General features: G+C 63.9%; 10 protein-coding genes. 8 read left to right on the top strand and 2 right to left on the bottom strand.

The window, feature by feature from the left end:
* Positions 1 to 743 precede the first annotated feature (743 nt).
* A complete protein-coding gene (locus JMY28_RS37000; protein WP_201700836.1) occupies positions 744 to 1,934 on the top strand; it encodes a glycosyltransferase family 4 protein in 1,191 nt (396 codons plus the stop codon).
* Positions 1,935 to 1,988: 54 nt separating this feature from the next.
* On the opposite strand, the gene JMY28_RS36995 is transcribed toward JMY28_RS37000, so the two are convergent.
* Both JMY28_RS36995 and JMY28_RS36990 read right to left on the bottom strand, forming a co-directional pair.
* On the bottom strand, positions 1,989 to 2,990 hold the full coding sequence (locus tag JMY28_RS36995; protein WP_201700830.1) for a GNAT family N-acetyltransferase: 1,002 nt from the start codon (positions 2,988 to 2,990) through the stop codon (positions 1,989 to 1,991).
* A gap of 530 nt (positions 2,991 to 3,520) precedes the next feature.
* Positions 3,521 to 4,384 carry an IclR family transcriptional regulator gene (locus JMY28_RS36990; protein ID WP_201700829.1) on the bottom strand — a complete coding sequence of 288 codons (864 nt, stop codon included), beginning with the start codon at positions 4,382 to 4,384 and terminating at the stop codon, positions 3,521 to 3,523.
* Between the two features lie 321 nt (positions 4,385 to 4,705).
* Here JMY28_RS36990 and JMY28_RS36985 point away from each other — a divergent pair, with 321 nt between their 5' ends.
* The 7 genes from JMY28_RS36985 to JMY28_RS36955 are packed head-to-tail and all read left to right on the top strand — an operon-like array spanning position 4,706 to position 11,509.
* Complete coding sequence (locus tag JMY28_RS36985) at positions 4,706 to 5,797, top strand: ABC transporter ATP-binding protein (RefSeq protein WP_201700828.1); 1,092 nt, start codon at positions 4,706 to 4,708, stop codon at positions 5,795 to 5,797.
* Positions 5,790 to 6,695, top strand: a complete 906-nt coding sequence (locus JMY28_RS36980; RefSeq protein WP_407945581.1) for an ABC transporter permease — start codon at positions 5,790 to 5,792, stop codon at positions 6,693 to 6,695. Before JMY28_RS36985 ends, JMY28_RS36980 begins: the two co-directional genes overlap by 8 nt.
* Positions 6,696 to 6,707: 12 nt before the next feature.
* Positions 6,708 to 7,502, top strand: a complete 795-nt coding sequence (locus tag JMY28_RS36975; protein ID WP_201700827.1) for an ABC transporter permease — start codon at positions 6,708 to 6,710, stop codon at positions 7,500 to 7,502.
* A gap of 47 nt (positions 7,503 to 7,549) precedes the next feature.
* Positions 7,550 to 7,888: a (2Fe-2S)-binding protein gene (locus JMY28_RS36970; RefSeq protein WP_201700826.1), complete on the top strand. Its 339-nt coding sequence runs from the start codon at positions 7,550 to 7,552 to the stop codon at positions 7,886 to 7,888.
* Positions 7,885 to 9,321: an FAD/NAD(P)-dependent oxidoreductase gene (locus JMY28_RS36965; protein WP_201700825.1), complete on the top strand. Its 1,437-nt coding sequence runs from the start codon at positions 7,885 to 7,887 to the stop codon at positions 9,319 to 9,321. The genes JMY28_RS36970 and JMY28_RS36965 overlap by 4 nt, the downstream gene beginning before the upstream one ends.
* Complete coding sequence (locus JMY28_RS36960; protein ID WP_201700824.1) at positions 9,314 to 10,450, top strand: NAD(P)/FAD-dependent oxidoreductase; 1,137 nt, start codon at positions 9,314 to 9,316, stop codon at positions 10,448 to 10,450. Before JMY28_RS36965 ends, JMY28_RS36960 begins: the two co-directional genes overlap by 8 nt.
* 12 nt (positions 10,451 to 10,462) lie before the next feature.
* On the top strand, positions 10,463 to 11,509 hold the full coding sequence (locus tag JMY28_RS36955) for an ABC transporter substrate-binding protein (RefSeq protein ID WP_201700823.1): 1,047 nt from the start codon (positions 10,463 to 10,465) through the stop codon (positions 11,507 to 11,509).
* Positions 11,510 to 11,578: the final 69 nt, after the last annotated feature.

Genomic DNA, 11,578 nt, shown 5'->3' with positions numbered 1-11,578 from the left:
AAGCCAGGTGGGATACCAGAACGAGCGGATCTCGCGCTTTGCCTGGTAGCGCGAGCCCGCGCCACCGTCGAAGCCGTCATACGACGGGGCCTGCAGAAACAGCGTTTTCATATTCCTCGATTATCCGCGCAGTATGGTGAAACCCGGTTTGCAATCTGGTGCGCCTCGTGGCCTGCCTGGTCAGCGTCCAACGCCGCCCATTTACCTCGAAACACATTACGCAAAACATTCGATTAGCATTCCGGCTCACATGTTTGTTATCGAATTGAAGGCATAAGCGTCACACGTCAACTCTACGATACTAAGCTGAAAATCTGATGGTGACCTTAAGCGCTTTCCCTTCTTCCGATGTATTGGAACATGCGAAACCTCCATTGTGACGATTCGATATGACAGTTTTCATCCTGTTGCCGCAATTGACGGAAATTGTGATGACAATCGGTTACGAGCAACCGAGGCACGCCCCGTGCTCTGGCATGCAGAAATGGCGTGTGACGATCTGACGACTCCGCCATATCGGACAAGTTTTCGCTGATCGCCGACATTGCGTAAAAACGATTCACAATCGGGTTACGATGCGCTAAACGGCGTGACTGCGGGTCCCCGCCGCGAATGTGCGAGCGACGTGGCGCAGCGAACGCTGCCCGGCAGGTCAGGACGACTGTCCGGGATTTCATGCTGGCCAGGCACCGTCGCGGTGCGTTGCCTGCTCAACCAAGCGCCACCGTGAGCCGTCATTGTCCATGCGCATCCTCTTCGTCATCGGCAACCTGGGCGACTATCACGTCCCTCGCTACGAGGCGCTCGTTAGCGCAGCCTCGGGTCGCGGCCACCAGGTGGCGCTTCTCGAGGTCTTTGCGCGCTCCGGCGTCTACGGCTTCCCGCAGGAACGCCGCGCCGCCTTCTTTGCGAATCGCCCGCGAATGGCGGAAACGTTGATCGAAAACGGCGCAGACAGCGACGGCCTCGGCGCGCGCGACACCGCGCGTCTCATTGCGAAGGTACGCAACTTCATGCCCGACGTGGTCATCACGCTCGGCTACAACACCGGTTATTCGGCGGTGCTCTGTTTCCTCAGACATCTCACGCGGCGCTTCAAGCTCATCTACATGTCGGACTCGAAGGCCGACGACGGACTGCGCCAGCGCACCAAGGAGCGGCTCAAGCGTTTCATCGTGAGCCGCTTCGACGGCGCGCTCGTCGCGGGCGAGAAGCATCGCCGTTACGCGCAATCGCTTGGCATCCCGAAGGAACGCTCGCGCATCGGCTTCGACGTGATCGACGTCGACTACTTTTCGGATCTCGCGCAGGCCGCGAGCGATAACCCCGAAGCCGTGCGGTCCCGCTTCGGACTGCCGCAGCGCTACGTGTTGTGCGTGAGCCGCTTCGTTGCACGCAAGAACGTCGACGTGCTGATCGACGCCTACCGTAAATCCGGCGTGTACAACGAAAATATCGGCCTCGTTCTGGTGGGTCAGGGACCGCTCGAAGCGCAATTGCGTGCGCGCATCGCGTCGCTCGGCCTCACGCCGCATGTGACGATACTCAACTCACTCGCCAACCAGGAAATGCCGAATCTTTATGCGCTCGCGGAGTTCGTCGTACTGGCGAGCGAATTCGATCAATGGGGTTTGTGCGTAAACGAAGCGTTCGCGGCCGGGTGTCCTGCCATCGTCACGCGCACCTGCGGCGTGGCTGGCGAAGTGGTGATAGATGGCGTGAACGGTTACGTGGTCGAACCGCGCGACGTCTCGACGCTCGCGCAACGTATCGGCAAGCTAGGCAGCGAGCCCGCGCTGCGCGAGCGCTTTGCCGCCGGCGCGCAAAGCACGATCCAGCGCTGGACGCCGTTGCTCTTCGCATCGAGCGCGCTGGAACTTGCCGAGGTCACGACCCGCAACGCCAGCGACCCCGCGCAGCACGAACTCGTTTAGTGCACGACGCAGTTCGCCACACCGTTCACCACACGGCGCCCTGTACGCCACAACTCAGAGATGGGGTGCGAAAACCCGCCCGGGCGCGAACTTGCGCTTGAGCGTACGCATCAGCAAATAAACCGTGCCGTGGCGCTCGACGCCTAGCCGCTGCGTGAGCGTCGCACCGAAACCGTTGAGGAAGCTGAAGGTCGACGGGCTCGAAAAACCGTCGAAGTCGAATGTGAGCTTGCGCTCCAGCGCGCGGCCAATGCCGCTCCACAGCAGCAGGCTGATCGATCCGCTGTGCGCGTCCTGCGCCCGCGACGAAAGCAGGTAGTACATCGTCTGATGGTCCCAAACGAGGCCGACCGCCGCCATGAGTTTCCCACCCTGCCCGTAGGCGCCGAGCAGCATCCCGGCCTTGCGCTCGACGAACGCGTTGACGAGGTCGCGCATGACCGCATCCCCGTAAGCATTGGTACGCGAGCGCGCCGCGAGATTCGCTTCGTAGAATGCGATGAACTCGTCGGGCGTGAGATCCGGCACGATGGTCAATTCACGCGAGGCGCTGCGGATCACGTTGCGCGTCTTGCTGTTCAGACGCGCCCACGCTTCGTCTGCCGTGGTATTGCGGTCGATGCGGAAGGTGTAGCGCGCCGACACCGTAAAACCATGCAGCGCGAACGCAAGCGCGTCGTCAATGCGCGGATCGAGCACCTGAAAAAAGCTGTCGCAATCGGGCAACTGCTCGATCAGCTTTCCAGTGACGTCGAGTTCATGATGCAGTTGGCGGGCCTCGCTGCCGGTCACGGACTTGATGACCGGCCCGAGCGTGCGAGTGAGCGGCGGCAGGTGCGAGACACGCCACAGTCGCGTGCGCTGCATCGCGTACGGCATCTCGCCGATGACCTCGTCGTTCTGCTTCACCACCGCAAGCTTCCAGTTGCCTTGCGTGGCGATATCGAGCCACCAGCGCTCATGAAAGATCGAAGGCGCCGCGCGCACCGGCACCGGCGCAACAGTCGCAGCCGGTGCCTCGAAAACGGGCAACGTCCGGTCGTTTATGGTCGTCATCAATCACCGGTATATTCTGTCTGCAAGCGCCGCGGATCCCACACGCGCTCCATCTCCCCCCCGGCGCCCACGCTCCTCAACCGCTTCTAGTCGGCATGGCAACGGCATGTACCCAATGTGACAGTTCACGCGGCAGGTGGTTTTGTCCCCCCCCCGGGGTCTCGCGAGACTACGCGCAAGACGGCGCTTCGAGCGCTTCTGTTTTCGTTTCCGGGTTCACTTGCTCGCGTTGTTCGATGGATTGCAAAGCTCCATCGCGGCGAACTGCCATTCGCACATGGCCTTCAGTCTACGAATAGCACCCTGCCCGTTTACGCCAAAACCAAGACGTATGCGGTTGGGTTATCCCCCTGGTCGATTTTCGTCCGAGCATACTGCTCGATTTCGCATTGCAGCATCGCGTCAATTTTCAAACCGCTTGCGAACCGTTTGCAAAACGTTTGCGCGCCGAACGCCTAACGATAACGATTCGCGATCAAATCCTTTAGTTAGGAATCCATTTGACCTAATGCATCCAAACCTGTCGCCACTCAAGCCAACGGTTGCGTCGTCATCGCTCGCGTGAGCCCGTGCATGGGTCGGCGCACCGCCACGTCGAACGGGTTTGTTTGCGGCCCGATGATCTCGGCCTGCCGCTTGAGCAGTTCGACGATCGTCGGCAGCCGGTCTTCAGTGAGGCGCGCAGCCAGCGTGCCCACGCTCAGTGCGCCCACGGCGCAACCGTTCTGGTCCAGAATCGGCACGGCCACGCCCGCCATGCCCTCCAGCACGCCGGTATTGCGCCCCGCGTAGCCGAGCTTGCGCACGCGCTCGATCTCCGTGCGCAAATACACCTCGTCCAGCACGCCGTAGCTGCGCAAGCGTGGCACGTTGAAACGAATGATTTCTTCGCGTTCGGCTTCGGGCTGGAACGCGAGAATGGCAAGACTGCCCTGGCCCACGCCGAGCGCCACGCGCCCGCCGACATCGCCCGTGAACGAGCGGATCGGAAATGGACCTTCGCACATGTCGAGGCAAACCGCGTCGAAGCTGCTCTTCACGAGCAGGAAAATGGTGTCGCCAAGGCTTGCGCACAGGCGCAGCAACGCGGGCCGGCATAGCGTGCGCATGCCGCTCGGATTGCCCGCCTGCGCCGCGAGCGCAAAGAAGTCCACGCTCAGCCGATAGCGCTTGGTGCTTTCGTCCTGCTCGACCACACCTTCGGCGATCAGCCCCTGCAGCAGCCGATGCACGGTGGCTTGCGTCAGCCCCACGGCCTTGGCGAGCGCGGTGACGCGGCTGCCTTCCACCTGGCTCGCGCCCAAGGCACGGATCACCGCGAATGCGCGCTGCAACACGCCCGCGCCGCGCGCGTCGTCGGCCGGCGTTCCACTTTTCTCTTCCACTGCCGTCATATCGACCTCGATTTATTCCATTCAGCGGAATATCCGCAGAATGCTCGTACGAATGCGCGTGCTGCCCAAATCATTGGACCGCCACACGGAGCCTCGTCTGTGACGGCCGATTCAGGGATTTCCCGAAGTTCACCGGATGAAATGGCTGGCAGATTAGCGCGCCATCATATTCCATTAAATGGAATATAAGTCAGATTTCTATCGCGTGATGGAATTTTAAATTGACGACCCAAAATTTGGCTAGCTACAGTCCGCTCCACGCCATGCACCGCAATTCACTCAGCGAGTGCCGGCGCAACCCATGCACTGGAAGGCCACACCATGTCGTTCCTCACCCTGACCGATGTGTCGAAATCGTTCGGCGACCTGCAGGCGGTCACCGGCGTCAATTTGTCGGTGGAAAAAGGCGAGTTCGTCTCGCTGCTCGGCCCCTCGGGCTGCGGGAAAACCACGACGCTGCAGATGATCGCCGGCTTTGTGGAGACCACGCGCGGACGCATCACGCTCGACGGCCGCGACATCACGCATATGCCGCCGAACAAGCGCGGGCTCGGCATCGTGTTCCAGAGCTATGCGCTCTTTCCGCACATGAGCGTGGAGCAGAACGTGAGCTTCGGCCTCGAAATGCGCGGCGTCGACAAAACCGAGCGCAAGGATCGCATCCGCGAGGCGCTCGCGCTCGTGCGCCTCGACGCCTACGCGCACCGTTTTCCGCGCGAGCTTTCGGGCGGTCAGCGCCAGCGTGTGGCGATCGCGCGCGCCATTGTGATCGCGCCGCCCGTGCTGCTGCTGGACGAGCCCATGTCCAATCTCGACGCCAAACTGCGCGAGGACATGCAGTTCGAGCTACGCGCCATCCAGCGCAAGATCGGCACGACCACGCTGATGGTCACGCACGATCAGTCGGAGGCGCTCTCGATCAGCGACCGCGTGGTCGTGATGGAAAGCGGCCGCATCACCCAGGTCGACACGCCGTATCGCGCATATGAGCGACCCGAGAACGATTTCGTCTCGCAGTTCATCGGCAAGGCCAACATGCTCGCGGGCCGCATCGTCGCGCGCGAGGGCGACACGATCCACGTGGATCTCGGCCACGATCTCGCCGAAACGGGTTCGACGGCGCAGCTGCCCGAGCGCGGCCGCGCGGTGGGTGTGGGCGACGCGATCACGCTGTGCATCCGCCCCGAAAAGCTCAAGCTGTGCGCAAGCGGCTCGGGCCGTCTTGCAGGACGTGTGACGAGCCGCTTCTTCCTCGGCAGCCAGTGGCTCTACCGCCTGGACAGCCGTGCGGGGGAGATGCTGGTGTGCTGCCAGAACGAGGGGAAGGAGCCGCTCGCCGAAGGCGACCAGGTGGGCATTGACTGGCATAGCGACGCGATCCGCTTCATCCATCAGGAGGGCGCCCGTGTCTAGCACACTTCCCGCGTCACAACGCGCGCCGCGCGCCACGATGCGCGCCGGCTGGCAGGCCTACATGCCGCTCTGGCTCATGAGCGCACCCGCGATGCTGCTGTTCGCCGCGCTCGTGCTCGTGCCGCTCGCCATGACCCTGGCGCTCACGTTCTACCGCTTCGATCCGATGAGCGGCCCCATCGCCGCATTCGATCTGCACAACTACGTAGAAGTGCTGGGCTCGTCGTACTTTCACACCATCTTCCTGCGCACCTTCTGCATTGCGGCGCTCACCACCCTGCTGTGCATCGTGATCGGCACGCCCGAGGCGTACATCCTCTCGCGCATGCGCGACCCGTGGCGCTCGCTGTTTCTGCTCGTGATCCTCGCGCCGCTGCTGGTTTCCGTCGTGGTGCGCGCGTTCGGCTGGAGCATGCTGCTCAACATGAACGGCCTCGTGAACCAGTTCTTCGGCCTGTTCGGCGCGGGGCCCTTCAAGCTCGAATACACGACTTTCGCCATCGTCATCGCGCTCGTGCACGTGATGCTGCCGTTCATGGTGATACCGGTGTGGACAGCGCTGCAAAGGCTCGATCCGCAAACCGAGAACGCGGCGCTCTCGCTGATGGCCTCGCCGTTCACCACCATGCGCCGCATCGTGCTGCCGCAACTCATGCCCGGCATTCTCTCGGGGAGCCTCATGGTGTTCGGCCTCTCGGCGAGCGCCTTTGCGATTCCGGGCCTGCTGGGCGGCCGGCGTCTGAAAGTGGCGGCCACCGCCGTGTACGACCAGTTCCTCAGTTCGATGAACTGGCCGCTCGGCGCGACCATTGCCGTGCTGCTGCTCGTCGCCAATCTCGTGGTGATGCTCACCTACTACCGCGTGCTCGAACGGCGCTACGCGCGCAGCATGGGCTAAGGAAAAAACATCATGCGCAAAAACGGACCGCTCGCACTCACGTTCCACACCTTCGTCATTCTGTTCGTGCTGGCGCCGCTCGTCATCGTCATTCTCGTGGCCTTCACGCCCGACGAAACCTTGACGCTCCCCACGCACGGCCTCTCGCTGCGCTGGTTCCGCGCGATTCTCGACTACCCCGACTTCATCACGGCGTTCTTCAACAGCCTCAAGCTCGCGTTCGCTTCGGCCACGCTCTCGCTTGTCGTCGCGTTGCCCGCGGGTCTCGCTATCGGTCGTGCGCGCTTTCCGGGGCGTGGCTTTCTCAACGCGCTGCTGCTCTCGCCGCTCGTGATTCCGGGGCTCGTGCTGGGCATCGCGCTGCTGCGCTTCTTCGCGCTTGTCGGCGCAACCGGCTCGTTCGCGTGGCTGATCCTCGCGCACATGATCATCATCACGCCGTTCGTCATGCGGCTCGTGCTCGCCTCGGTCAGCGGCCTCGACCGCAGCATCGAGCATGCGGCCGCCTCGCTCGGCGCGAACGCCTGGACCACGTTCCGCCGCGTCACGCTGCCGATGATCGTGCCCGGCATCACGGGCGGCTGGCTGCTCGCGTTCATCAACAGCTTCGATGAACTGACGATGTCGATCTTCGTGACCTCGCCGCAAACCGTCACGCTGCCCGTGCGCATGTACATGTACGCGACCGAGTCGATCGACCCGATGATGGCTTCCGTTTCCGCGCTCGTCATTTTCATCACGGCTGGCGCGATGTTCCTGCTCGACCGCGTGTACGGGCTCAACCGCATTCTGATCGGGCAGCACTGAACACCGCCCGCTTCTTCCGATTTCTGCTGCCGCGCCACCGACCTTCCATGAGCACCGTCACGCCGCTTTCCCCTGCCCAGTTCGTCCGCGTTGCCGAGACCGCGCGCGCGAGCATTTCCTTCGTTTTAGACGGCCTCGAAGTCAAGGCGCTCGCGGGCGATACGCTGCTCACCGCGATCCTCACACACCAGCGCCACGTGCGCCGCAGCGAGTTCAGCACAGAACCGCGCGCGGGCTTCTGCCTGATCGGCGCTTGCCAGGATTGCTGGGTGCGCAGCGAGGACGGCACGCGCCTGCGCGCCTGCTCCACGCTGCTGCGCGAAGGCATGCGCGTGCTGACGCGACTTGATACGGAAGCCGAAATATACGATGGAGGTGCGCAATGAGCACGACCAAGCCTCCTCGTGTCGTCATCGTCGGTGCGGGACCCGCCGGCATTCGCGCCGCGCAAACGCTCGTGGCCGCCGGACTGCGCCCCACCGTGATCGACGAAAACGCGCGCTGGGGCGGCCAGATCTATCGCCAGCCCGCTGCTGGCACGGGCTTCTCGCGCACGAAAGCCGCACTCTACGGCTTTGAGGCAAAGAAAGCCGATGCAGTCCATCACGCCATGGCCGACCTCCTCCCGAAGATCGACTATCGGCCCGACACGCTCGCCTGGTCGTGCGAGCCGGGGCGGCTCGACACCCTGCGCGAGGGCCGCGAGGCCAGTGTGCCGTGGTCGCATCTGATCATCGCGAGCGGCGCGACCGACCGCATCGTGCCGCTGCCCGGCTGGACGCTGCCAGGCGTTTATACGCTCGGCGGCGCGCAGGTCGCGTTGAAGGCGCAGGGCTGCGCCATTGGCCAGCGCACCGTGTTCGCCGGCACCGGGCCGCTGCTTTATCTCGTCGCCTACCAGTATGCGAAAGCGGGCGCGCAAGTGGCCGCCGTGCTCGACACCAGCCGGTTCGCGCGCCAGGCCGCCGCTACGTCGAAGTTGCTCAACCAGCCTGGCACCTTCGCCAAAGGCGTTTATTACGTCGCGTGGCTCAAGGCGCATGGCGTGCGCGTCGAGCATGGCGTTTCGCTCGCGGCCATCGAAGGCGACGAAGCGGTGCAATACATCCGCTGGCACGCGGCCGACGGGAAAGAGCATGCCACGGCTTGCGACGCGGTCGGCCTCGGCTACGGCTTGCGGCCCGAAACCCAGCTCGCCGATCTCGCGGGCTGCCGCTTCGCGTTCGACACCCTCAACCGCTGCTGGCTGCCCGAACGCGATGCGGCGGGCCGCAGCTCCGTGCCGGGCGTCTATCTCGCCGGCGACGGCGCGGGTATTGCAGGCGCCGATGCCGCCGAACTCGCGGGCCGCCGCGCGGCACTCGCGGTGCTCGAAGACATGGACATCAAAGCACCACAGCGCGACGCCGATTTGCCCGATGCGGCGACAATCGAAAAGCGCCTCGAGCGCATTACGCGCTTTCGCGTGGGCATCGAGCAAGCGTTCGCGCCTCCGGCCAACTGCGCCGCCAACTGGCCCGACGACCTCACCATCTGCCGCTGCGAGGAAGTCGATGCCGGCACGCTGCGTAGTTGCATCCGCAACGGTCTCGCCACTGAAGTCAATCGACTGAAGGCGCTCACGCGCATAGGCATGGGGCGCTGCCAGGGGCGTATGTGCGGCGAATCCGCCATGGTGCTCCTGAGCGCCGAAACCAGCAAGCCGCTGCACGAAGTGGGCCGTTTGCGCAGCCAGGCGCCCATCAAGCCGATTCCGATTTCACCCATGCTGTTCGACGACGGCGTGCAGGTCATCGAAGAGGAAGCCCACGATGAGTGACACGCGCCACTTCCAGGTTGTGATTGCGGGCGGCGGACTCGTCGGCGCATCGGCGGCGCTCGCCCTCGCACGCAAGGGCGTGAGCGTCGGTCTGTTCGAGCGGCGCTTTTGCGGTGCGCAGGCGAGCGGCGTGAACTACGGCGGCGTGCGCACTCACGGCCGCAGCGCCGAACAACTGCCGCTCGCGGTGCGCGCCCGGCGTGTGTGGAACCGCTTGCCCGAACTGATCGGCATCGACGGCGAATTCGTCGTTTCGGGGCACTTGCGTCTCGCTCGCCTTGACAGCGACCTCGAGGCGCTGCACGCATGGTCTGATATGGCGCGCGAGTTCGGCGTGGACTCGTTGGTCATGAGCGGCGACGCATTTCGCCGCCGCTACCCGTGGCTCGGCAAGGCCGCCATTGGCGGGGCGCTCTGCGCGAGCGACGGCCATGCGAATCCGCGTCTCGTCTCGCCCGGCTTTGCGGCGGCGGCGCGGCGCGCTGGCGCGCATGTGCAGGAGCAGACCGCACTCAGCGACTTGAGCTTCGACGGCCGGCGCTTCCAGATGCGTGCGGGCAACGAGCGCATCAGCGCCGACTGGCTTATCAACGCGTCGGGCGCCTGGGCCAATACGGTGGCGGGTGCATTCGGCGAAACCGTGCCGATGAAGCCGATCTACCCGAACATGTGGGTGACCGAGCCGCTGCCGCGCTTCATCGAGCACAACCTCGGCGTCTATGGCGGCGGCGTCTACGCACGGCAGGTCGAGCGTGGCAACTGCGTGATAGGCGGCGGCCGCGGGCACGGCGACGGCGAATACGCGCAGCCTTCCACCGCCACCACGCGCGCCGTCATGCGCGACGCCTGCGCGCTGCTGCCCGCCCTGCGCGACGCCCTGCTCATCCGCACATGGAGCGGCGTGGAAGGCGAAACGCCGGATAACAACCCCATCATCGGCTTGAGCAATACCACGCCGCGCCTCTTGCACGCCTTCGGCTTTTCCGGCGGCGGCTTTTTGCTGGCGCCGGGCGTAGGCGAAGTCCTCGCCGAACTCGTGACCGTCGGCGAGACGAGCACGCCTATCGAAGCGTTCGCTATCGGTCGCTTCACGCAGTCTTCCGTTCATGCCGCTCTCCCAATCAAATAAGGAGTCCCCACGATGAAATTCACACGCACACTGGTCTCGCTAGCCGCACTCGTCGCCGTTGGCTTCTCCGCCAGCGCCTGGTCGCAAACGAAGACGATCTACGTCGGCATGAACGGCGGCCCGATGGAGAAGGCCTACACGAGCCAGGTCCTGCCCGACTTCGAAAAGGCCAACAACGTGAAAGTGGTGGTCGTGCCGGGCACCTCCTCCGACGTGCTCGCGAAGCTCCTCGCCAACCGCAACAGCCCGCAGATGCATGTCGTCTTTCTCGACGACGGCGTGATGGCTCGCGCCGTGAACATGGGCGTATGCGAGAAACTCGACGATTCGCCCGTGCTCAAGGAGCTTTATCCGTTCGCGCGCATGAAAGGCGACGTGGGCGCGGGCGTGCAACTCGGCATGACGGGCATTGGCTACAACACGAAGCTGTTCGCGGATAAGGGCTGGGCGCCGCCCACCTCGTGGCTCGATTTCGCCAATCCCAAGTACAAGGGCAAGGTGGTGTTCCAGTCGGCTTCGAGCAGCACCTTTGGCCTGCACGGCTTTCTCGCCATCAACCGTTTGATGGGCGGCAGCGAGACCAACGTCGAGCCGGGCTTCACGAAGTGGGCGAGCACGGTGGGACCGAACGTCGTTGAATACATTCCGAACTCGGCCAAGCTCTCGGAGATGATCCAGACCGGCGAGGCCGGCCTCTTCCCGCTCACGCCCACCGCAGTGGGCGACCTGAAGGACAAGGGCTTGCCTGTGGCCTACGCCAACCCGAAGGAAGGCGCCGTGCTGCTGCTCGTGGACCTGTGCGTGGTGAAGAACAATCCCGACCCGCAACTCGCGCAAAAGCTCGCGCAGTTCCTGCTTTCGGCGCCTGCGCAAAGCAAGGCGGCCGCCGCCGGCAAGCAGATTCCGACCAACCAGAACGCGACCATGCCGCCCGACATGCAAAAGAGCCTGGGCAATCTCGACCAGCTCGTGAAAAAAGTGACGGTGGTGGACTGGGACGTCATCAACGAGCGCCGCGCGCAGTGGGATTCGCGCTGGAACCGGCAGATCGAGCAATGATCGTTTGATTGGCGGGCAACAGCGAGGGCGGCGGGCGCGACGCGTCCTGTATCATCCACGGGTTGTCGA

This window comes from Paraburkholderia hiiakae, from assembly GCF_904848665.1.
Classification (GTDB): Bacteria; Pseudomonadota; Gammaproteobacteria; order Burkholderiales; family Burkholderiaceae; genus Paraburkholderia; species Paraburkholderia hiiakae.
Note: the sequence above shows the minus strand (reverse complement) of the source record. Positions and strands in the feature narration are given on the sequence as shown.

Coding starts and splice junctions, on each gene's coding strand:
- JMY28_RS37000 (WP_201700836.1), top strand. CDS start 744: ATGCGCATCCTCTTCGTCATCGGCAACCTGGGCGACTATCACGTCCCT.
- JMY28_RS36985 (WP_201700828.1), top strand. CDS start 4,706: ATGTCGTTCCTCACCCTGACCGATGTGTCGAAATCGTTCGGCGACCTG.
- JMY28_RS36970 (WP_201700826.1), top strand. CDS start 7,550: ATGAGCACCGTCACGCCGCTTTCCCCTGCCCAGTTCGTCCGCGTTGCC.
- JMY28_RS36995 (WP_201700830.1), bottom strand. CDS start 2,990: ATGACGACCATAAACGACCGGACGTTGCCCGTTTTCGAGGCACCGGCT.
- JMY28_RS36955 (WP_201700823.1), top strand. CDS start 10,463: ATGAAATTCACACGCACACTGGTCTCGCTAGCCGCACTCGTCGCCGTT.
- JMY28_RS36975 (WP_201700827.1), top strand. CDS start 6,708: ATGCGCAAAAACGGACCGCTCGCACTCACGTTCCACACCTTCGTCATT.
- JMY28_RS36965 (WP_201700825.1), top strand. CDS start 7,885: ATGAGCACGACCAAGCCTCCTCGTGTCGTCATCGTCGGTGCGGGACCC.
- JMY28_RS36990 (WP_201700829.1), bottom strand. CDS start 4,384: ATGACGGCAGTGGAAGAGAAAAGTGGAACGCCGGCCGACGACGCGCGC.
- JMY28_RS36960 (WP_201700824.1), top strand. CDS start 9,314: ATGAGTGACACGCGCCACTTCCAGGTTGTGATTGCGGGCGGCGGACTC.